16 protein-coding genes are annotated in these 22,530 nt (G+C 58.1%); 6 read left to right on the forward strand and 10 right to left on the reverse strand.

Translation table 11 applies throughout. From position 1 onward, the window contains the following. Positions 1-38 precede the first annotated feature (38 nt). Both OHL23_RS04085 and fabD read left to right on the forward strand, forming a co-directional pair. The gene (locus OHL23_RS04085; protein WP_263350494.1) at positions 39-863 is read left to right on the forward strand and encodes a rhomboid family intramembrane serine protease; all 825 of its coding nucleotides are present in this window, start codon (positions 39-41) and stop codon (positions 861-863) included. Positions 864-908: 45 nt separating this feature from the next. Continuing rightward, positions 909-1,862 (forward strand): ACP S-malonyltransferase, encoded by a 954-nt coding sequence (fabD, locus tag OHL23_RS04090; protein ID WP_263350495.1) that lies wholly within the window; start codon positions 909-911, stop codon positions 1,860-1,862. On the opposite strand, the gene OHL23_RS04095 is transcribed toward fabD, so the two are convergent. The 3 genes from OHL23_RS04095 to rocF all read right to left on the reverse strand — a co-directional run bounded on the left by OHL23_RS04095 (position 1,856) and on the right by rocF (position 4,772). Further along, the gene (locus OHL23_RS04095) at positions 1,856-2,359 is read right to left on the reverse strand and encodes a hypothetical protein (protein WP_263350496.1); all 504 of its coding nucleotides are present in this window, start codon (positions 2,357-2,359) and stop codon (positions 1,856-1,858) included. The two genes, fabD and OHL23_RS04095, sit on opposite strands and share 7 nt — an antisense overlap. Positions 2,360-2,516: 157 nt before the next feature. Further along, positions 2,517-3,659 carry a D-alanine--D-alanine ligase family protein gene (locus OHL23_RS04100; RefSeq protein WP_263350497.1) on the reverse strand — a complete coding sequence of 381 codons (1,143 nt, stop codon included), beginning with the start codon at positions 3,657-3,659 and terminating at the stop codon, positions 2,517-2,519. A gap of 63 nt (positions 3,660-3,722) precedes the next feature. Beyond that, complete coding sequence (gene rocF, locus OHL23_RS04105) at positions 3,723-4,772, reverse strand: arginase (RefSeq protein ID WP_263350498.1); 1,050 nt, start codon at positions 4,770-4,772, stop codon at positions 3,723-3,725. A gap of 322 nt (positions 4,773-5,094) precedes the next feature. Here rocF and OHL23_RS04110 point away from each other — a divergent pair, with 322 nt between their 5' ends. Continuing rightward, a complete protein-coding gene (locus OHL23_RS04110; RefSeq protein ID WP_263350499.1) occupies positions 5,095-7,461 on the forward strand; it encodes a GGDEF domain-containing protein in 2,367 nt (788 codons plus the stop codon). A 29-nt stretch (positions 7,462-7,490) separates the two neighbouring features. Here OHL23_RS04110 and OHL23_RS04115 read toward each other — a convergent pair whose 3' ends face one another. Further along, positions 7,491-9,584 (reverse strand): S9 family peptidase, encoded by a 2,094-nt coding sequence (locus OHL23_RS04115; RefSeq protein ID WP_263350500.1) that lies wholly within the window; start codon positions 9,582-9,584, stop codon positions 7,491-7,493. A gap of 133 nt (positions 9,585-9,717) precedes the next feature. Between OHL23_RS04115 and OHL23_RS04120 the strand changes: the two genes are divergently transcribed. Continuing rightward, the gene (locus OHL23_RS04120; RefSeq protein ID WP_263350501.1) at positions 9,718-11,283 is read left to right on the forward strand and encodes a toll/interleukin-1 receptor domain-containing protein; all 1,566 of its coding nucleotides are present in this window, start codon (positions 9,718-9,720) and stop codon (positions 11,281-11,283) included. Further along, positions 11,280-13,892: an nSTAND1 domain-containing NTPase gene (locus tag OHL23_RS04125; RefSeq protein WP_263350502.1), complete on the forward strand. Its 2,613-nt coding sequence runs from the start codon at positions 11,280-11,282 to the stop codon at positions 13,890-13,892. Before OHL23_RS04120 ends, OHL23_RS04125 begins: the two co-directional genes overlap by 4 nt. Before the next feature lie 59 nt (positions 13,893-13,951). On the opposite strand, the gene rpoD is transcribed toward OHL23_RS04125, so the two are convergent. Then, entirely contained in the window at positions 13,952-15,637 is a 1,686-nt protein-coding gene (rpoD, locus tag OHL23_RS04130) for an RNA polymerase sigma factor RpoD (RefSeq protein WP_263351723.1), read from the reverse strand. 516 nt (positions 15,638-16,153) lie between these two features. Between rpoD and OHL23_RS04135 the strand changes: the two genes are divergently transcribed. Continuing rightward, complete coding sequence (locus OHL23_RS04135) at positions 16,154-17,083, forward strand: hypothetical protein (RefSeq protein ID WP_263350503.1); 930 nt, start codon at positions 16,154-16,156, stop codon at positions 17,081-17,083. A gap of 25 nt (positions 17,084-17,108) precedes the next feature. On the opposite strand, the gene OHL23_RS04140 is transcribed toward OHL23_RS04135, so the two are convergent. From OHL23_RS04140 to OHL23_RS04160, 5 genes are all read right to left on the reverse strand, one after another. After that, on the reverse strand, positions 17,109-17,636 hold the full coding sequence (locus OHL23_RS04140; RefSeq protein WP_263350504.1) for a DUF4142 domain-containing protein: 528 nt from the start codon (positions 17,634-17,636) through the stop codon (positions 17,109-17,111). 222 nt (positions 17,637-17,858) lie between these two features. Continuing rightward, complete coding sequence (locus OHL23_RS04145) at positions 17,859-18,803, reverse strand: dienelactone hydrolase family protein (protein ID WP_263350505.1); 945 nt, start codon at positions 18,801-18,803, stop codon at positions 17,859-17,861. A 539-nt stretch (positions 18,804-19,342) separates the two neighbouring features. Then, positions 19,343-21,175, reverse strand: coding sequence for a DNA primase (gene dnaG, locus OHL23_RS04150; RefSeq protein WP_263350506.1), 1,833 nt, complete (start codon positions 21,173-21,175; stop codon positions 19,343-19,345). A gap of 204 nt (positions 21,176-21,379) precedes the next feature. Next, complete coding sequence (locus OHL23_RS04155; RefSeq protein WP_263350507.1) at positions 21,380-21,943, reverse strand: hypothetical protein; 564 nt, start codon at positions 21,941-21,943, stop codon at positions 21,380-21,382. Between the two features lie 94 nt (positions 21,944-22,037). Next, a complete protein-coding gene (locus OHL23_RS04160; RefSeq protein WP_263350508.1) occupies positions 22,038-22,439 on the reverse strand; it encodes a VOC family protein in 402 nt (133 codons plus the stop codon). Positions 22,440-22,530: the final 91 nt, after the last annotated feature.

The raw sequence follows: 22,530 nt of genomic DNA on the forward strand, positions 1-22,530 counted from the left end.
TTGAAGCTTGAGAGGATGTAGGCTCAAGGAAGACGAATATGCCCAGGTTCGGTTCTGCACAATTCGCATTTCCCGAGTTCTCCGGTGCCACGCGCCGCCTGATCCTGTGGAACCTGGTGGCGTATTTTGTGCTGCTGCTGGCAACCACCGCTCGGCTGGACACGCTGCTGACCCTGATCAGCCATCTCGCCTTGCGTCCGGACATGGTCTTTGCCGGAGAAATCTGGCAGCCGCTCACGTACAGCCTCGTACACCCCGCGCTACTCGGAACACTCTTTGAGTTGCTGTCGCTGTGGTTTCTCGGCGGCCTCCTAGAATCGATGCACGGCAGCCGATGGCTGGACGGCCTCTATCTGGTTTCAGTCCTTGGAGCGGCGCTGACGGCAGTCGTGATCTTCGCCATCGGCTACAAGCTCGGCTCGCCGCAACCGCTGATCACCATCTACGGCTGCATGGGCGGCATCTTCGGAATGCTCACGGCCATCGCCGTGCTGCACGGCGACTTGCAATTCCAGCTTTTCTTCGTCATCGGCATCAAAGCCAAATATCTGGCTATCATCTACACCCTGATTGCCCTCGCGCAGACCTTCGGCGAACAGCGCATCTACGCCTTCGCACAACTCGGCGGAGCGCTGGCCGCCATCCTGTACGTGCGCAGCTCCCCCCGCCGCGGCTTCGGATTCGCTCTGAGCGAGCGCTGGTACGGCCTGCGCAACCAATATTACCGCTGGAAGCGCCGCCGGGCGGCCAGCAAATTTCAGGTGTACATGAAGAAACAGGGCCGCACCGTTCGCTTCGATGGTCAGGGCCGGCTGATCGACGAAGACGACGTCAAGCACGACGACCGCAAGCGCTGGAATTAGCGACTCAACCCTTACCCCGTTGAATCCAGTAGAATCCCTTCCTGTATGACTACGAAAAAGATCGCTTTCCTCTTTCCCGGCCAGGGTTCGCAAACCGTGGGCATGGGCCGCAGCCTCGCCGAAAATTTCCCCGTCGCTGCCGCAACCTTTGCCGAAGCCGATGACGCACTCGGCTTTCCGCTGAGCCGAATCTTCCTCGACGGCCCCGACGATGAATTGCGTTTGACCGAGAATACGCAGCCGGCAATTCTGACCGTAAGCGTCGCCGCCCATCGCACCCTAGCCGAGCACGGAATCACGCCAGCGCTAGCCGCCGGGCACTCTCTCGGAGAATGGTCAGCGCACGTGGCAGCGGGAACGCTCAGCTTCACCGACGCCGTTCGGGCCGTGAAAGCCCGAGGACGCTCCATGCAGACCGCCGTCCCGGCAGGCGAGGGCGCCATGGCCGCGATCCTCGCGTTGGCTGCCGAGCAGGTCTCTGAAGCATGCGCCGAAGCAGCGGCTGCAACTGGATTGGTCGTGTCGGCCGCGAACTTCAACTCGCCGGATCAGACCGTGATCTCCGGTGCGACGACCGCCGTTGAGAAAGCTGCCGAACTGGCGAAAGCTCGCGGAGCCCGCAAAGTAGTGATGCTGCCAGTCAGCGCTCCCTTCCATTGCGCGCTCATGCAGCCTGCTCAGGCCGATGTCGCCAAGTTCCTCAGCGGCATCACGATGGCCGAGCCACGCATTCCCGTTGCCGCCAACGTCAGCGGAACCCTGGTAACGACCGCCGATCAGGCACGCACCGCGCTCATCGAACAGGTGACAGGAACCGTCAACTGGGTCGGCTGCGTTCAGGCGCTCGCTGCGGCAGGAGCAGTGACGTATGTTGAAGTCGGACCGGGCAAAGTCCTCGCCGGATTGCTCCGCCAGATCGACCGCAGCCAGAAATGCGTCAACGTCGAGGACGCAGCAAGCCTTGAGAAAGCCCTGGCGGAACTAACCGCCACTCAGTAGTGGTCCAAACTCAGCTCAAACGGAGAAAATCCAAGCGTATGCTCTTTCTTGTCAAAGGCAAGAAAGAGCGGCTTGCTCTTGCGCCCATTAATCATCGCACCCACGATCAACTCCGTGCCAGTGAGCTTTCTCGCGACGATAATATGGCTGCTGATGGTTCCATAGTCGTTCGCCGAACTGTCCCGGCCCCAGTCTTCCGCAAATCGCTCGTAAGGATAAGTCGCGTACTGGGCCTGATGCTGTTTCCAGTCGAAGTCATTGCGCCAGATACCGTAGGCGCGAGGCAGGTCGTTGCCTTCCACCGCCTGCAGAAACTGGTTGACATCGCGCTCGCCCGCCCAGTAGGTCCACCAATTCCACGGATAGTCGATTGGCCGCCCCGTAAAAAACCACATTCCGACAAGAAACACGAACAGGAAAGCCAAAGTGCCCGAGAACACCTGGGAACGGCGGCGTGAGCGGGCAGCATCGAACTTGGGCGCATCCATCAGGGTCATCGTTTGCTATTCCTCAGCCGAGCGGGTTGAAAAAGAAGCATCTGGGCAGAAATGGCCGATCACCGGGCTGCCCGCAAATCGGGAACACTTCTATTAGAGACAACCAGACCCCGGAAAGTGTTCCCTGTGTGCTCCGGCGTCCTCCTATTTGTTCCCCTCATCCCTTGGCGACATTAAAACTGAAGCTGGTTCGGCTGCGCTCCTTATGGCGTTCGAAGGCCAGTTCGATCAGACGGCTGATCAAATCTGAATAGCCAAGGCCAGTAGCCTGCCACAGCTTGGGATACATGCTGATGGAGGTAAAGCCGGGCAACGTATTGACTTCATTCAGATAAATCCTGCGCTTGCCATCCGGCTCCATCAGGAAATCGACGCGAGCCAGACCGGCCAGATCGCAAGCGCGAAAAGCCTCGACAGCCATCGCGCGGATTTGTTTTGATTCAGCCGCAGTGATCTTGGCCGGAATGATCGGTACGGAGCCGTCCGAGAGATACTTCGCCTCGTAATCGTAAAACTCCTTGCCAGGCACAATCTCACCAACCACGCTCGCCTTCGGATCATCATTTCCCAGCACAGCCACTTCCAGTTCCCGCGCCTTCTTCTTCGCGCCGCCCACTCCCTGCTCGATAACGATCTTCCGATCAAAGCAAGCCGCAAGCGTCAGCGCCGGACCAAGCTCCTTTCGATCATGGACCTTGCTGATTCCAACCGAGGAACCAAGATTGGCCGGCTTGACGAAAATCGGGTACTTCAGCGCCGCTTCGATAGCCGCCACCGTCTTGCGCGGCGAAGCCTCCCACGCAGTCCGTAGAACTGTGACATGCTTCACAATGGGCAGTCGCGCCTGCGCAAAGAGCCGCTTCATGGCATCCTTGTCCATCCCAGCAGCCGAGCCCAAAACGCCGGAACCCACATAGGCGATATCCGCCAGTTCAAAGAGTCCCTGAATCGTGCCATCTTCGCCAAAGGTCCCATGTAGTACTGGGAAAACCACATCCAGCCGTCCCGAACCCAGGCTCGCCGCGTCAGGAACAAGCGCCGTGACAGCATCCGCCGGGGATGCCGTCGTCTCTGCCTCGGCCTGGAGAACCAGGTCGGCGGACTCGGAGTGGTTGCCCGTCAGCAGCGCCTGCGCACCGCCCGCTGTGAGCCAACGGCCAGTTTTGGTGATGCCGATCGGCACCACATCGAACTTCCTGCGATCAATTGCCTTAAGAATCGAAGCTGCCGAAAGCAACGAAACTTCATGCTCGCCGCTCCTGCCACCAAAGAGAATACCTACGCGCAGTTTCTTAGCCATGCCTCTTCGATTGTAGTGTCCCTGTTTCCGAGTGCAGGTGGCACGCCGGATTTTGTTTCGTCGTCACAATATCTTCTTCCCAAACGCTGAGCAAGCCAGTTCCACAGCCAGATCCGCAGTCCGGTTGCGCTCGTCAATCACTGGATTGACCTCGACGATCTCAAAGCTGAGCAATTTGCCATCGTCGGCGAGTATCTCCATGGCCAGATGAGCCTCGCGATACGTCACGCCTCCGCGAACCGGCGTGCCCACACCTGGAGCGTCTTCGGGATCGATCCAGTCCATGTCGAGCGATACGTGGTAGCCGACGGTGCCGCGCCCTGCGGCGCGCAAAGCTTCCTCCATCACCGCGCGCATCCCGCGCTCATCGATGTCGCGCATGGTGTATACCTCGGCCACGCCAGCGCGGCGGATGTTATCCCGTTCTGCCGAATCGATGTCGCGAACACCAACAATCACCGTGTTCTCGGGAGAAATCTTCGGCGAGTACCCGAAAATGTGGCTCAGCGGGCCCAAACCTGAGTCGGATCCTAAATCGAGTCCCGAGCCGGCACCCAACCCCAACAGCGCCGCCAGCGGCATGCCATGCACGTTGCCAGAGGGCGAGGTCTCCGGCGTGTTGATATCGGAGTGGGCGTCGATCCAGATAACACCGATCTTCTGATTGGCGCGGCGGTAAAACTCGGCCACTCCAGAAATCGTTCCAGCGGCCAGCGAGTGATCCCCGCCCAAGACCAGCGGCGTCATGCCGTCTTCCAGCGTCTGAACCACAGCCTCCGCCGTTCGGGTGCAGGTATCGGCAATCTCTCGAAGGAAACGGGCGTTGGCGCTGCCCAAGTTCTGCGTTTCCGCTATTTCGACCCGGATATTGCCACCATCGACGACCTGATGCCCAAGCGCTTCAAGCCGCGCTTCGAGGCCGGCAACGCGCATTGCCGACGGCCCCATATCCACGCCCCGGCGGCTTGCCCCGAGATCAAGCGGCACGCCAAGCACGCGGATCCTCCGCGTTGGGAGCGATTGGGTTCCGCGCCGCGAATATTGCGACTCAATTCGGGACTGTACGCCGGTTCTGGCCGGAATAAATTCGACTAAGTCTGATTCGTTGGTCATAATTACTGCTCCGACACATCTGCACTTTCTCCCGTTGTGAAGTTTCCATCGCCCGGGAGGTGATGAGTGTCAACCGCCTATTAAAGCAGACGCGGCCTGGAACTGACACTTAAGGGATACAAGTGACACATTTTAGGGATTTTACCTATTGCAGAAGGAACGTTATTCTTAGCTCTGCGAGCACATTGCTGGCGGGGTTAGATGTGGGTTGGTTCCCAGGGCTTATATCTACCGTTACATCAAAGCCGGCCGATAGTTCATTAAGGTGAATAACCGACCGGAAGCTTATGTGCAAGGCCCGAAAGTGGCGGGAGGCAAACAAATGCGGAAGCTGTCGTCATTCCTGCTGCTTCTGCTCTTTTTGCCTCTTGCAGCAGCCGCGCCTGGCCAGAACCGAGCCCCGCTCACCCACATACGGGACATAAAGTATTTGAGCAACGTGGAAGCTGCCAAGGACCTCCCTGTTCAGATCGAAGCCACCATCACCTATGCGCGACCCTCCGAGAATAATCTCTTCGTCATGGAAGGCGGCTTAGGGCTGTATATCCAGCTCAGTCCCGAGCTCGGTTCAAAGCTTGGTTCAGAGAACGGACTCGCCGCCGGAGACCGGATCGCGGTCACTGGCGTGACCAATGCCAGCTTCCGTCCGATGGTGATGGCAAGCCAGATTCGCTTCCTCGCTCACGGTGTATTGCCGGCCCCGCAACACGCAGAGTTCGACCAGTTGATCCGCTCTGAATTCGACTGCCAATACGTGCAGATCAGCGGGCACATCCTCTCCGCCGCATTCGATGACTCCCAGCCAAACCCGAAACTGCGCCTGCGGATCAAAGTCCCCGGCGGCACCGTGGACGGAATCATTGTCCGCCCCGGCGACCTGCGTCCAGAAGCGCTCCTGGACGCTGATGTCAGCCTCACCGGTGTCGCCGCGGCAACGTTCGACAGCAAGATGCAGGAAGGCGGGATCTCGCTGGATATGAACTCCTGGAAGGATCTGACTTACATTCGCCGTGCGTCTTCCGATTCGTGGTCGATCCCGGTGATCCCAATGGATCATGTGATCGATTATTACCGGTTCAGCAATCAGAGCCAGCGCGTTCGGATCACCGGCACGCTCACCTATTTCGAGCCGGGCGCGCTCGCGGTGGTGGAGCAAAGCGGCAGGTCGATGCTGGTGAAAACCGATTCCACGCTGCCATTGCATGCCGGCTCCGCAGTTGAGGCCTCTGGCTTTCCCACCATCGACGATGAAAATGTCCGTCTGGAAGATAGCCAGTTACGAGCAGCAACGCAGGCTACATCGTTCCCACCCACCAAGATTGATTGGGAGAGGGCCTCCGCCGGAGCCTATGCCAACGACCTTGTCGCCATGGAGGGCGAAGTCGTCGGCCTGGTGCATGACTCGCGCGTCGACCTGTTCATCATCGACTCCGGCGGCCACCTGTTTTCTGCAACGCTGCGGCACAGTTCCTCCGACGCAGCCAACGCCCTGTCGTACGCAATCATCCCCACCCTCGGAAGCCGGGTGCGCGTGATTGGAGTATGTTTTACGGACTTCGGCAACCACTGGCGCGACCGGTTCTGGTTTGACATTCGCATGCGCTCGCTGGCCGATGTTGTTGTATTGCAGCAGCCCTCGTGGTGGACAGTCAGACGGCTGGCGTACGTGATTACGTTGTTAAGCGCGATCATCCTGATCTTCGTGATCTGGGCAGGGCTGCTCGACCGTCAGTTGCGCAAGCAGACGGCCATATCGGCCAGGCAGAGCCAGGAAGATGCAATCCGCGAGCGCAGACTGGCGCGTCAGGAGCAGCAGAGAAGCCGCATCCTCGAACTCATCAGCAGTTCCGCCCCCTTGCCAAAGGTCTTGCAGGAGATCCAGACCATGGTTTCGTCGCGATTGTATGGCGCGTCTTGTCGCTTCGAATTGAGCGCCAGTCTCGGAGAAGGCGCTCGTCCGGAGCGTCCCGTCGATCCCGCAATCGTCTGCGAGGAACTGCTTTCCAGAGACGGCGCCACACTGGGTCTTTTGTTGGCAACCCCGCTGCGCCACATCTCCAGCGAAGCTGAAATTTCCGCTGCGATAGCGGCCGGAGCGCGGCTTGCCGAGTTGGCCATCGATACCCGCCGCCTGTACAGCGATCTGCGCCATCGCTCCGAGCACGATCTGCTCACCGATATTCCAAACCGATTCAGCATGGAGAAGAGACTCGATCAACTGATGCAGTCAGCACGCCGCAGCGAGGCCGTCTTCGGCATGATCTATGTCGACCTCGATCGGTTCAAACAGGTCAACGACCACTACGGACACCGGATCGGCGACCTCTACCTGCAGGAGGTAACGCGGCGCATGAAGCTTCAGTTGCGCAGCGAAGACATGCTGACCCGAATCGGCGGCGACGAGTTCCTCGCTCTCGTGCCCATTCTTCGCAGCCGGGCCGATGCCGAGGAGATCGCCCTTCGCCTGGAACGGTGCTTTGACGAGCCGTTTGATCTGGAGGGGATTCAACTGCACGGCTCCGCCAGCGTCGGCCTGGCAGTCTACCCGGCCGACGGCGCCACCGAAGAAGAGCTGCAGCGCTCCGCGGACGCGGCAATGTATGTGCACAAAGAGAGCAAGCGGCAACAGAAAAAACTCGCTCGGGAAATGCGCCACGCAAGCAGCCCAGAGATAATTGACCAGAAATAATTACACCGGCCACAGCGATCAGACCGGCGCTACGGCTTGGCTGGCTTGACCACCGGCGTGAGAGCCGTCGGCAAAGGATCTCCCCAGATATAGTGATCGAACCAGTATTCGTTCTCTTCCATCACCGCCCGCTGCTGCTTGGGCTTGTTGATGGGGTGTCCGAATCCGTCGTACACCACCATCTTCACCGGCACGCCATGATCTTCCAGAGCCTGCCGCAGCTCAAAGGAATTCGCCACCGGAACCCGCCGGTCCGAACCCCCATGCTGAATTAACGTCGGCGTCTTCGCTTTGGCGATATAGCTGATCGGCGAAGTCTTCCTGTAAATCTCCGGATCGTCCCATGGCGTTGCTTTCAGATACTGCGGCGTAAACGGAGTTATATCGGTATTGGCGTAGTAAGTCATCCAGTCCGAGATCCCCGCGCCGACCGAAACCGCTTTGAAGCGGTCGCTCGATGTCGTGATGAAAGCCGAGATATAACCACCTTCACTCCAGCCCATCGAACCCACGCGATCCTTGTCCACAAAGCCCTGCGCGATCAGGTAGTCAACGCCCGAGATCACATCCGCATAATCGCCCACCCCAAGATTCCGCACATTCAGCGAACGAAACTTCTCGCCATACCCCGCCGAACCGCGATAATTCGGCCGCAGGATCAGTGCGCCCTTGGCCACAAAACGCTCCATCGGGTAATACCGGTCTGGATTGATCATCGGCATATCAATGCCCGTCGGGCCACCATGGATTACAACCAGCAACGGATACTTCTTGCTGGGCGAAAAGTCTGCCGGCTTGTACAGAACTCCCTCGATCATCGCGCCGTCACCCGACTTCCACTGAACCACCTCCCGCTTCGCCGTATCGAATCCGCTGAGCTGCTCGCCAGCGTGAGTCAGCTTCACAGGCGCAGCAGCAGCCAAATTCGAGGCAAGCTCCGAGGCATAAATCTCAGGGAATTGATTCGCCCCAGCACCCTGATACGCCACATGCCGGAAGTCCTTCGAAAGCGAGAACTGCATCGCAATCTCAGACCCCGGCATCTCGATCTTCCTGACCGCCTCCGTCTTCGGGTTCAGCACGAATAGCGAAGAAGCCATCTTCTGCAGCGCCGAGAAGTAAATCCCATCCGGGCCCCAGTCCAGCAAATCGGCGTCTTCGTCGAAGCCCTGTGTCAGCACGCGAGGCGTTCCACCATTGCTGTCGACCACCGCAATCCTCTGGTCGGCATAAAAGAAGAACTTGCTCCCATTCGATGTCACATAAGCGATCTGGCTTCCATCCGGCGACCAATGCGGATTCACGTCCGGTCCCGCCGTTTCCACCAGTTTCTTCACCGCGCCGTCCGCGACCGCAACGGTGTAGATATCCGCGGAAAAGCCAGAGATCAGGTCAGGATCGCGTTGCGCGCTGAAAGCGATGCGCGAGCCATCCGGCGAAAACCGGAAGTAGCCGACACTGAACGTCTCTCCCTGAGTCAGCAGCTTTGGCTCCGCAGGCGCAGCCGTGCGGCCAGCGGCATCTGTTTTGGGCAGCTCAAGCAGCCACAGATGCGCCATTTCGTAATCGGCGTGAAAGACATGATACTCGCCGAAGTAATCCTTGCGGTCTTTCATCGCCTTGGGCTCAGGCCCGGTGGCCGCAATCGCGATCCGCTTCGAGTCAGGAGACCACTCGAAGCCCTCTACGCCGTCCTCCATCTTGGTCAACTGCTGCGCTTCCCCGCCATCGAGCGGCATCACATAGAGCTGATTCTTTTCCTTCGGCGAGCTAGGAAGCGGCCCGGGACGATTGGACAGGAACGCGATCCAGCGGCCATCCGGCGACCAAGCGGCATTATTGCTGGAGTTCGCCATGGCCGTAAGGCGATGGCTCTCGCCCGTCGCCGTGTCAGCCAGCCAGAGATCGGTCTCAAAAGCATTCGCGTCCCAATCCGTGCGCGTCTGCTCATACACCACATGCTTGCCATCCGGCGAGATACGCGGAGAAGCAACATGGTGCATCTCAAGCGATTGATCGATCGTCGGCGTTCTGGTGGGAACAGGCGTCTGCGCCCCGGCATCGGCAACAGCAGCAACAGAAAGAGCAAGCAACGCGAAAGATACCAGCGCAAGACGGTTCAAGCGTTTTCTCCTGGACGGATTTGACCGAAGTATACCCGCCCCAAGCTGGCCCCGCCAGTTCCCAGGCGATGATCGAAACCTCGGATTTCACGAACAATCATGGTAGTATTCCCCCACAACCCCGGTGACCACTATGCCGTTCGAGACAGATCTGTTCATCAGCTACACCCACATCGATAATCAACCCCTCATCAAGGGGCAGGAGGGCTGGGTTGACCGCTTTCAGTTTTCGCTGGCCTCGCTTCTGGAGAGGTGGATGGGCGAGAAGGCGCATATCTGGAAGGACGAAAGGCTGTCCGGCGACGACAACTTCGCCAAAGAAATCCTCTCTCAGTTTCCGAAGACCGCCGTGATGCTCTCCGTAGTCAGCCCTCGATACATCAAATCAGACTGGTGCAAGCAGGAGGTTGGGAAATTCTGCGAGGTAGCCGAACAGACGCTTGGGTTAGAGGTGAAGAACAAGTTCCGTCTGGTCAAAGTCGTTCTGGCTCCAATCGAACGCAGTCAACTCCCTCACCCCGCCATGATCAAGGGGCTGGGTTTCGAGTTCTACGAGGTAGGCAGCGACCAGACACCGCGCGAATACGACCCTTATTTCGGAGCCGAGTGGGGCGAAAAATTTCTGGATACAGTGCAGAAACTCGCCTTTCAGTTAAGCCTGCTTCTGAAGCTGGTCGCTGAGGCCGAGGCCGAGGCAAAAGCTCAGGCTAAGGCACTGACCGACACGATAAACGGGGCTAAGCCGGAAACCGCAACAACTACTCCGTCAACCCCATCAACCCAATCCAAGCCGACCGTGTATCTGGCCGAGTGCAGTTTCGATCAACGTACGGCCCGCGAGACACTGGATGTCGAACTGAAGCGCCATGGCTACCGAGTCCTGCCCGATCAGGAGCTGCCAAAAGATGAAGAGGCATACACAGCCCAGGTAGCCGAGTGCCTCCGGCAAAGCCAGCTGTCGATCCATCTGATCGGGAGCGCCTATGGAATGGTCCCCGACGGACCGAGCCAGAAGTCGGTCGTGGTGCTTCAGAATGAGCTGGCGATTCAACAAAGCCGGAACACTGGACTAAAGCGCCTGATCTGGGTTCCCGACGGCATCGCTCCCAAACAAAAAGAGCAGGTCGACTTCATCAATCTGCTGCAAACCAATGCCGACGCTCAGTTCGGAGCCGACCTGATCTCTTCCCGCGAACCGGAAGCAATCAAGGGCGCGATGCACTCGGCACTGCAGAAGCTGGAACAGAAGCAGGCAGCTGCCGCGGCGGCCGTGCCAAAAAGTGGCCAGGATGGCCGCAAGATGATCTTCCTCATCTGCGACGAAAAGGACCTGATGAGCACCATCCCGCTCAATAAGCTCCTGAAAGCGCGGGGATTCGACGTTGAGATTCCTTTGTTTGAGGGAGATGCCGCAGCCGTGCGCCAGACGCGTGTGGATCTCTTCGGCCGGGCCTCCGGTGTTCTGGTTTTCTACGGCGAGGGTGGCGCACAGTGGAGAGCGTCCATCGACGCCGAACTGAGAAAACACTCAGGCGGTCAGCATGACAAGGCGATCTACACCTGCCTTGCCGGGCCCGAAACCGTCGCCAAGCGCTATCTAATCGCAACCGAGGAACCGAACGTGATCAACTGCCTCGAAGGAATTAGCGAAGCGGCAGTCCTTCCCTTCCTCACTGCCATGAACGGAGTGCGCGGATGACGGAACTCGTGTCATTCACCATACCGGTTTCGACGACACTGGAGAACCCATTCCCCGGCCTGCGTCCCTTTCACGAGGATGAAGAGCATCTCTTCTTTGGCCGGGAACACCAGGTCGACCGCATGGTCGACAAACTCGCTGCGACGCGCTTCCTCGCCGTCGTCGGCACTTCAGGCACCGGCAAATCGTCTCTCGTCAACTGCGGCCTGAAACCTGCGCTGCATCGCGGTCTGATGGCCTCCGCAGGCACCTCCTGGTGCATGATTCAGTTTCGCCCCGGCGGCAGCCCTATCCGGGCGATGGCCCAGGCATTCGCTCAGGAACCCGGCTTTCTCGGCGAAGAAGATCCAGGCGGCCTGTCCCTTTTCCAGATCGCCCAATCGACCCTGCGAATGAGCAGCCTTGGTCTGGCTGATCTCTATCGCTTTGCCCGTCTCGCCCCGGGAACAAATCTCCTCGTCGTCGTCGATCAGTTCGAGGAACTCTTCCGGTACAGCAAGGCAGCCGGCGCCACCAGCCCCGACGGCGTCAGCGGCGACGCAATCGCCTTCGTGAACCTGCTCCTCGAACCGCTCTCCCACCCCGAGTACCCCATCTACATCGTCCTGACGATGCGCTCCGACTTCCTTGGCGAGTGCTCCAAATTCGACGGACTACCCGAAGTCATCAACGAAAGCCAGTACCTCGTGCCGCGCCTCACCCGCGACGAGCGCCGCGCCGCCATCGCCGGTCCAGTGCGCGTCGTCGGCGGAGAACTGAATCCTGTCCTGCTCACCCGCACCATCAACGATGTCGGCGACAATCCCGACCAGCTCTCCATCATGCAGCACGCCATCAACCGGACCTGGGCGCATTGGCAGGAAGACCGGCACGGCGAAGGCGTTGTTGCTCTCGAAGACTACGAGGCCGTCGGCACCATGGCGCGCGCCCTCGACGAACACGCGGACGAGGCTTATGGAGATCTGGAACCCGGCCGTCAACGCACGTTGTGCGAAAAAGTATTCAAGGCGCTGACCGACCGCGGCACCGACGCCCGTGGAATCCGCAGACCGATGCCATTTCAGACTCTTTGCTCGGTAGTCGGCGCAACTCCTGAGGAACTTACTCCCGTTCTGAAGGCCTTTCGGGACCCCAGCCGTTCTTTCCTGATGCCTCCCTTGACCGACGCGCTCGAAGCCGGAACGGTCATCGACATCTCGCACGAAATCCTGATGCGGGTTTGGGAGCGTCTCAAGCGATGGGCCGATGAGGAAGCGCAGTCCGCCAGCACCTATCGCCGTCTGGCCGAAAGCGCGGAACTCTTCGCCGCCGGCAAAGAAGCCCTCCTGCGCAATCCCGGCCTGCAGGCCGCGCTCGACTGGCAGTACTCCCAGACACCGAACGCGGCCTGGGCGCAGCTCTATCGAGCCGGATTTGACAAAGCAATCGAGTTTCTCAAGAAGAGCAAGGACGCACGGGACAAGGAGCGCGCCGAAGCCGTATTCGAGCGGCAATTCCGGCGACTTACACCTTATCTCATCGGCATTGCCTTTATCGCTTTCCTGTTCATCTCACCGAAGATCTCCGATTGGCTTCGACCGTCGATCAAGCCGCACCTGATACAAATTCTCAAAAGACACGAAAAGGCAGAGGATCTGACAACCGGGAGTATCCCCGTCAACCAGACCAATCAACCGAAATTCGCCGCAAAATCAAAGGCTAAGCTGGCTGAGGGATCACCAGCGTCGGAGATCAATGCGCCACCTGGCCTCGGCGCAATCACAAATCTAGGCCGCGAAGAGTTCGGCAATCGGGCCGAGCTAGCCGAAACCATCGTCAACACTCTTGGATACGGGCTGGGCGGCCTCACCAGCAGCTTGCTCTACCTGGCACTCTGGTCGGCAGGCAAAAGGGCTTATCGCCGCTTCGCATTCCCCGGAATTCTCATTCAGGCTGGCGCCAGGCCCCCAGCGGCACGGGGAGCAAAAGAACCAGAACCCAAACGTGGCGCCGCCAGCCGCACGGACAGCTCGGTTGCTCTATCCGCATCCGCGCCTGTAGATCTGGTGATGGCAACAATCTGGCGAAGACTACTGGCAGGACTGGTAGACTTCTGCGTCTTCATGACCCTGGGCATCGTCGCAATCGGATTCGTGATCTTTACCGAAGATGCCCTCAAGATTGCGAATGGAACGACAGGAGAAGATACCTGCATTTTTGGCATCTGGCTGCTCTCCGACTACCTGTACCAGGCGTTGACCAGGCAATGGGTCTTGCACGGCACCCTCGGCGAACTCGCCTGTGGCCTCTCCGTAACGGACCGAAACGGAAGGCTCCCCAGCTTCGGCCGTAACTCTGCGCGCTATCTGTTGCGCGCGCTGCCGTGGCTGGTCTCCTATGGATTGAATACTTTCGTCCGGTCAGGGGTATCCGACGCCGAGGCAGCAAGCACCATGCTCGGCTTCGAAATCATCTGCTCCTTCTTCGCCTCGGTTCTGGCGGTATTCACAATTCCATTCACCCCGCGAAAACAGAGCATCTACGACATGATCGCCGGAACACTCGTAGTTCGCCGCCCGAAGAAAGCCAAGCCACCGGCCAATCGCTTCGACCCCGCGGAAGCAGCATAAAACAAAAAGCCGCAATCCATCGCGGATTGCGGCCTTTGTGCTTTTATGGCTCAGATGGCTTACAGTTCCTTCACGCCCTCGACAAACGCCCGCAGCTTACGCGACCGCGACGGATGACGCAGCTTGCGCAGCGCCTTGGCTTCAATCTGCCGGATGCGCTCGCGCGTCACCTGGAAGCTCTGCCCAACTTCTTCCAGCGTGTGCTCCGAGCCATCTTCGAGGCCAAAACGCATCTTGATAACCCGCTCCTCGCGCGGAGTCAGAGTACGCAGCACCTGCGAGGTGTACTCCTTCAGATTCACGCTGATCACTGCCTCCGAAGGCGAAACCGCCTGACGGTCTTCGATGAAGTCGCCAAGATGCGAATCTTCCTCTTCGCCAATCGGCGTTTCCAGGGAAATCGGCTCCTGCGCGATCTTGAGCACCTTGCGGACCTTCGCCACCGGAATATCCATGCGGCGCGCAATCTCTTCGCTCGAAGGCTCGCGGCCCAGCTCTTGCACAAGCTGGCGGCTCGTGCGGATCAGCTTGTTGATCGTCTCGATCATGTGCACCGGAATACGGATCGTGCGTGCCTGATCCGCAATGGCGCGGGTAATCGCCTGCCGGATCCACCACGTCGCATACGTCGAGAACTTGTACCCACGCCGATACTCGAACTTGTCCACAGCCTTCATCAGGCCGATGTTGCCCTCCTGAATCAGGTCGAGGAACTGCAATCCGCGGTTAGTGTATTTCTTCGCGATCGAGACCACGAGACGAAGGTTGGCTTCAATCAGCTCCCGCTTCGCCTTCTCCGCGTCCATGTCGCCCTGGATCATCTCGCGCTGCGTCCGGCGCAGCTCGACGACTGTGACGCCCGCTTCCTGCTCCAGCTTTTCCAGATCGATGTGGCAATTCTTCTGCTGTTGCCGGTACTGCTTCTTCAGATCCTCGCTCTTGGAGAGGTCGAACTTCTGGTCTAGCGACTTGATCTGCCGCTCCAGCGAACGCATGATCTCGACCGTCTTGTTGACCTTGTCGAGGAGCCGCTTGCGTTCCTGGCCGGTGTACTTGAGTTCGCGAACAATCCGCGAAATCAGAATCTTCTCTCGTGCAATGAGCCAGCGAGTCTTGCGATGCTCGCGCGCCTTGGTCTTGGCGTTCAGCGTGAGCAGCTTCTCCTCAAGCAGCGCGATTTTCTTCTGGTGGCGCACCAGCGCGTCGATCCGGCTCGCCGTCTGACGAACCCGAGCCTGCACCACATCTTCGGTGAGCTCTTCCTCGTCGAAGGTCACCACTTCTTTCACATTGCGCACGCCGCGCTTCAAATCCTCGCCCAGCGCCACAATCTCGCGAATCACCACGGGCGAACGCGACAGCGACTTGAGCACGCGCATCTGCCCGCGCTCAATGCGCTTGGCAATCTCGACCTCGCCTTCGCGGGTCAGCAGGGGTACGGTGCCCATCTCCCGCAGGTACATGCGGACAGGGTCATTGGTTTTTTCCAGCGTCCCAGGGGTCAGATCCAGCTCGACATCTTCGCCCTCTTCGAGGTCAAAGTCCTTGTCGCCGCCAAATTTGGGGCCATCGAGCAGATCGATGCCCTGGGTGCCGATGGTTGTAATCAGGTCGTCCAGATCGTCGGCATTGTGCATATCGTCCGGCAACATGTCATTCACGTCGCCATACGTCAGATAGCCTTTTTCTTTGCCCGAATCGATCAGGTTTGAAATATCGTCTTCGAATTTGTCTTCAATCGCCAAAGCGCTCACATCTCCTGCGCGAAAAGTCTCGACTGCTCACCGTGTCGCACACGCAGCTCTATGCGGCGTCTGGCCCAGAGCTGAAAATATTTTCAGCCGCCAAACTCCGTACAGGCAAAAGTGCCCAACAACATCGGAGAGCGATGTCTGGTTGAGTTGCTCGGATCGGGACAATCTGCGCAGTTGGCCAAGTTTGGCCCGCCCCGGAGCCGCAGCTCATCTTTGGGGCAGTCGGACGCATGTCCTTCAGAGAGTAAAAGAATAACACATCGCACCTCCCGGATTAACAGCAAAACGCCCACGCAAGTCAAGTATTTTTTGCAGGCGCTCGGCGTTCGTCCGTCCCGTTTCCACGGTCTCCGTGCGGTCTCGCTCTGTATATAGATGTAAATTCAGGCATTTTAGTTCCAATTCTCCCTCCCTCGCGCCCAATTCCAGCTACTTTCCCCGCTCCAATACGGGAAACGAGCGACGGAACGGTCTAATATCTCCGTTTCCGCATGCTATAACGGCCCAATGCGCCACCAAGACTACGCACCCCGGCCCGCGCACATCCGATGGCTCCTCGATTCCGACCCCGCAATCCGCTGGCAGGTCATGAGAGACCTTACCAATGAGCCCCCCAAAGCAATTGCAGTCGAGCGCTCGCGCGTCGCAACCGAAGGCTGGGGAGCCCAGCTTCTCGCCCGCCAATCTCCGACCGGTGACTGGCCTGGCGGGCAGTGGGATCTCGTTACCCTCTGGAGCCTCGTCGTCCTGAAGGACCTCGGCCTCGCCCCCGCCAGCAAAGAGGCTCGCCGAATGATCGACCGCGTCGAGAAGGGACTCGTCTTTAAGCCGCTCAACAATCGGCCTTATCTTCATGGCGAAACCGAGCCCTGCATCAACGGTAGAATCCTCGGCATCGGCGCGTATCTCAAGGAGCCGAACGACGCTCTGGCCCATCAACTCCTGGGCGAGCAGCTCGAAGATGGCGGCTGGAACTGCGAAGCACCCAAAAGCCGTCGTTCTTCCTTCCACACCACCATCTGCGTCCTCGAAGGACTACTCGAATACGAGCGAGCAGGGCGCAAATCAACAGCCGTCACCGAGGCCCGCAAAAGAGCCGAAAATTATCTCCTCGAACGTCGCCTCTTCCGCTCGCTTCGAACTGGCGAAATCATCGACAAACGCTGGCTGCGCTTCTCATACCCAACGCATTGGCACTACGACATCCTACGCGGACTCGATTATCTGCGCGATGCAGAAATCAAACCCGACAGCCGCGTAAATGAGGCCATGGAAGTCGTGATGGAACGCCGCCATCAGAATGGGCGCTGGCCGCTCAACCTCCTTCATCCCGAAAAGATTCCGTTGGAGATGGAGACAGAGGTCGGCAGGGCAAGCCGCTGGAACACACTCCGCGCTCTCCGAGTCCTGCGCTGGTATAACTCAGCGAGTTCGTAGTAATTCGGGCGCGTTTGACGGCAATTCACTTCGCTGGAGCTTTAGCCTTCTCCAGATCTTTCGCACCGGCAAGATGTTTCTCCAGAACGGGCAAAGTCTCCTCCGCATAAGACTTCAGCGCTGGATTCTGTGCATCTGCCGCTTCTTTTTTGTAAATGGCTATTGCCTTGGTGTGTCCAGCTACCATTTCTCGGACATAACGAGCATCGAATGCCGCGCCGTTCAATTTTTCGAAAGGAGCAATCATCGCCTTATTATTTTCGGCGTCGATCGCGTTTGGCACATTGAGGCTCATCTGATGCGCTGTGTCTTGCACTTTATGCAGGTCGTTTGTGTGATCGGTGACCAGCATCTGGGCATAATCTTTTACTGGCTGCGAAGAAGACGCGGTTTGCGCCAATTGCCCAAGATTGGCTTCCACCATGTCCGTCTGTGCAACGAACTCGACAAATTGCTGATCAGTCATGGTCGAGCCTTGCATGGGCTTCCCTTTGGCTAACGCAGGAACCGAACAAAGAGCGAGGCAGCAAACGGCTGAAATCACATGTTTCATCAGATTTTTCCCCTTTCAAACCCGTTGGATGCCGAAAACAGCCGCCAGGGTCAAAAGCTGCTGCGAATAGCAGCATAGCCTTACAAAGCTGGATACAGCCCACACCGTCACCCGGCACACCTCGATCTCGCCGCCTGAATGTATCCGTGTGACTTGGATGGTGACACCGCAGCCTCCGGTCAGACAGCGATCCTCTCGGAACTCTCAGCTCTGATTGGGAGATTACCTGCCGCTCACGCCAGATGATTTCTGCGCAGGACGAAACTTGATGCCCATAAAGTGATTCGGAACGCCATTTTCAGCGGGGGTCTTTTCCAGAAGCCCCTTCGCAGAATCGTCGTGCTTCAGGTAAGCATCCAGAAAGTTCAGAGTATAGAGCGCAACCCAGGCGTAACTCGTGTTGGCGTCCTCGCGTCCGTAGTCGGCTACCTGATTCTCCGCAAAGCGTTGTGCACTCTCCCTCCGCTGGAACATGGAACTGAATTCGGGGTGTGCCATGCCCAGCATATTCACGGCGAGGAGATCACCATGTATCCAGGCGTTGAGGACGTTTGGACCAACTTTGTCTGCGGGAGGAATGTCATCATTTTCCAAATCTTCAAGACTCACATTTCGAGTGAAGCAAAGAAGCGGTATGGTCATCCGCTCTGGATGAACGTCTCCGGTTCCTTTCACGAGCCCGGGGTAATAGCGCATACTGCCGTCCATCTCCACCAGGGCATCGATGCGAGGGTCTCGTGCTGAGGCAAACAGGCTCGAGATTCCTCCCCAGCTCCAACTCACCACGGCAACTGCAGATAACTCGGTGTCGGGAAGCGACCTGGCATACGTAATGAGAAAAGAGATGTCGCGGGCCTGTGCATTGATCCCGTCCAGATCATCCGTCATGTCGCGCGTCGACACCCCTATAGACGGGCTTGCAAGAACGACGTAGCCATGACTGGCAAGATACTCGCACAGATCTGCATTCTCCCACGAAACGGAAGAGTCGCCGGGAGCATAGATAAGAATGGGATAACGCCCATCTGCCGGCTTCGCCTCTCGCACCGCCCAAAGCGGAGTGTCGAAGGACGTCTTCAGCAACGAACGCCACCGATTCTCTTTCTCATCTGGCGCTTTGAAATGGATCTCCGTGTCCGCCAGTTGGCTATAGTCGCCAACCGTCATCGGTTCTCCCGTGCTTTTCAACGATGGATACCAGATCAGTGTCTGCAGGGGACGGGCGTCCTCGCCCGCAGCGGGCTTTGATGGAGCCTTTGGGGAAGCGGGATAGGTACGTGAGCGATCGTACTGATCGACGACCCTCAACCCTACCGGATACGGTCCGGGCTTTTGCCGGAATTGGAATGAGGATGTTTGTGAAAGCGCGAATACGGAACCAGAGCATATAAATAATGCAAGAACGACAGTTTGGATTCGCGTTTTCAACGTGGCATTTCTCCCGATCTAATATACGGCTCGCGAAGCTGAGAGGTTCTGAAAGGCTAAACAGGATTCCCTGCCAAATCAACGAATCAATCCCCGGAAACGGGCTTCACTTCGGCCATCATCTTAGAAGTCCTCGTACACGGCTGCATGAGGCCAAACGCTGTAAGGACTAGCCACATAGTGAAGTCCAGTGTAGGGGGATTAATTGTATTCGGCGCCATGAAGACGAACTGCATATTACTCATCTCAGCCATAGGTCGGCTAAGTAATCGCGTTCGCTACATACACTCCAGTTCCCGCAGCTTCCGCTCTAGTTGCAGAATCTCCTGCGAGATACGAATGTTCTCCATCGAGTTACGATCAGTGGCCATATCCACAACCGCCCGCTTCTGGCCGATCGTCCATTTCAGCGCCTGAATCTCCAGATCCTTCACGATCTCTAGATCCTGCTCGTGCGTGCGGATATGCTCTCCAGGCTCCAGAAAGACCTTGCGCAGCAGCACCCGCTGCTCCTCCGTCGCTCCCGTAGCCTCAATATCCTGATTCTGGCGTCGCACCACAAGCTGCTCAAACAGCCCGGCAGGTAGATTCTGCAGCACCTGCTGCTGCCAGTCCGCCCGCGCCGCAACCTGCATCTTTTCGTCGAAATCGCGCAGGTTCGCGTGCAGCTCCTCGTACTCCTCCGGCGACTTCTGGTCGTTGCACGCCGCCTCGATGAAAAACTTCTCAAAGGCCATCAGCCCGGCCCCGGACTGGCTCTCCGCACGAGCTTCGATATGATCCTGCCGCTTCAGCGCAGCCTGTCGAATCTCCTCCCGCAAGACAGCCGAGTCGATCCCGAGCTTCTGCGCCGCGTCATGCGCAAACTGGTCCCGCTCCAGCTTCTGCGGAATCCGCCGGATGTGCGGCATCAGGTAGTTCATCGCCTTGATCTTCGCATCGGAGCTTGCGCCGGGAAAATTCTGCCGCGCCCGATCGATCAGATAATCCGACTGGCGGCGCGCCCCGCGAATCGCTGCAACGTACGCCTCCACGCCTCGCTCGCGGATGAAGCGGTCCGGGTCCAGACCGCCGTCCAGGGTCACCACCTTGATCGTGAATCCCTCTTCCGTGAGCAGCGAGATAGATTTCTCCGCCGCATTCGCCCCGGCTGCGTCCGGATCGAAGTTCACCACCACATTACCCGTCTGGCGTCGCAGCAGTCCGACCTGCTGCTCGGTAAAAGCAGTCCCTGAAGTTGCAATCACATTCTGAATGCCGCGCATAAAGACCGAGATGCAGTCCATCTGGCCCTCCACCAGCAGCGCAAACTCCATCGCCCGGATCTGAGCCTTAGCCTTGTCGAGGTTAAACAGCACCTGCCCCTTGGAATAGAGCGGCGTTTCCGGCGAGTTGATATACTTCGGCCCAGCCTTGTCGCCCGTATCGAGCGTTCGCGCCGTGAACGCGATGACCTTGCCCGATTCATTGCAGATCGGGAACATCACCCGCTTGCGGAAGCGATCGTAGAGCCTTCCCGGCTGCGCAGCGCCCGTCCCATCGCCCTGCTCCTTCCAACTGAATAATCCCGAGGCTCGCAGCGTTTCCGCGTCGGCCATTGGGGACAGCCGGTCTCGCAGCCCGTTGAAGTTATCCGGCGCATATCCCAGCCGGAAGAGTTTGATCGCCTCCGGCGCAACCCCACGGCCTGCCAGATATTCGCGAGCCAGCGCGCCCTCCGGCGATTGCAGTTGCTCCTGGAACCACGCCGCCGCAGTCTCGTGCAGGTCGAGCAGCTTGCGCCGTTGGCTGGCTTCCGCAGCCTCTTCCGGACTGTTGTACTCGCGTTTCGGCAGCGGAATCCCGCACTTCTGAGCCACTGTGCGCACAGATTCCGGAAAGCTCTGGTTCTCGATCTTGCCGACAAAGCTAAAAACGTCACCAGATTCGTGACATCCAAAGCAGTAGAAATACTGCCGCGCGGCATTCACCGAAAAAGAAGGCGATTTTTCCTTGTGAAATGGGCAAAGCCCCGTAAACCTTTGCGCCCCGGCCTGGCGCAGGCGGATATATCCGCCGATCACTTTGACAATGTCAGCCTGCTGTTTAACGGTTTGTGCGAAGTCGGACACGGACAGGTTTCAGAATAGAACCTGAGCGCGTCTCGCCCCGATGTGCAAATCCTGCTCAGAGTATCGGAAAATGCAGGTCATCTACTCTTTATCGCATGTAAACTACACAAAAACAAACACTTACACGCACAGATCGGAATTTCACATACCCGTCAGCCGAAACGTGGAAATCCCACGTCCCGGCTGAATGCTAATTATCAAACGCTACACGGACTCGGCTACGATCTTCGCCAGGTTAACGGCGAGATCGAGAATCTTCTCCATCACCTCACCAGCCTGCTTGAGCTTGGCCTCTCCGGATGTGGCGATATCTTTCTGGCGGAATTGCACACCTTCCTCCGGTCCGCCGAAAAGCAGCAGCAGGCTTTGATGCATGTCGGTTGGAACCTTGAAAGAGTAGAGGGTTTCGCCAGTTGCGTGATTCCGGAATTCAAGGGAATCCGTACCATCCCCATTACCCACGCGGTTGACGCGAAGGCCGCGCCCAGGGTCGCCCTGAAGCCTCTTCTCATTGCCGAGTTTCTTGAAGATTACGCGAGCGCGTTCGTGACCTGCCGACTTGCCTCCATCAGGAATGCCACAGTCGTCGGCGCGAAGATGTGCCTTCGGGCCAATCGTCAGCCATTTTCCTTCGTTGGGATAATACCAGTCGCTCGATTCGTCGTAGGGTTTGTAAGTTCCCTCGTGAGCGTTGTCCCACACATACATGTAGAAAGTGTCATTGGTTTTGTTGGTAATTTCGGTGAGTTCAGAGATATTGGTGGTCACTAAACATACCCTTTCTTTTCTGGTTTTAGAGCGCGGCAAGTTTATAACGCCGGGCCAGGGTTCGTCCCGATCATGAGGCGAATATAGGTCGAACTCAATTACCGGGGTTCTGCTGAAGGCTGAGCACATTGCCAAACGGATCGTTGAACCAGGCCACCTGCGTACCTCCCGGTGCCGTCCAGATGGCTAGCGGGTGGCTGTCATTCATGCCGGGATATCGGTTAAAGGTCACTCCAGCATCCGTGAGTTCGCCAACGGTCGCTGCAATATCGGAAACCTGCCAGCCAAGGATAGTAAAGGGCTGGGGTTTGAACTCGCCTGCGAACGTAACCCGGAACGTAGTGCCGTCGAGATCGAAGATGAGCGCAAATGGGCTTTGATCTTCAATGAACGCGAGGCCAAGCTGGTCGCGATAGAAGGCGAGGGCTTTGTCCTTGTCGCTGATCGGAACAAACGCAACGTGGGCTGCAGCGGAGAGCCTGAGAGAATTAGACATAGTGTTGTTCCTCGCGTCGGGAGTGGGCTTCCAGAGTGGCGAGATCAGGATATACGCAAAGTTCGCCGGAAAACGGGACCGGAACTGCAAT

The organism is Acidicapsa acidisoli (genome assembly GCF_025685625.1).
GTDB classification, from domain to species: domain Bacteria; phylum Acidobacteriota; class Terriglobia; order Terriglobales; family Acidobacteriaceae; genus Acidicapsa; species Acidicapsa acidisoli.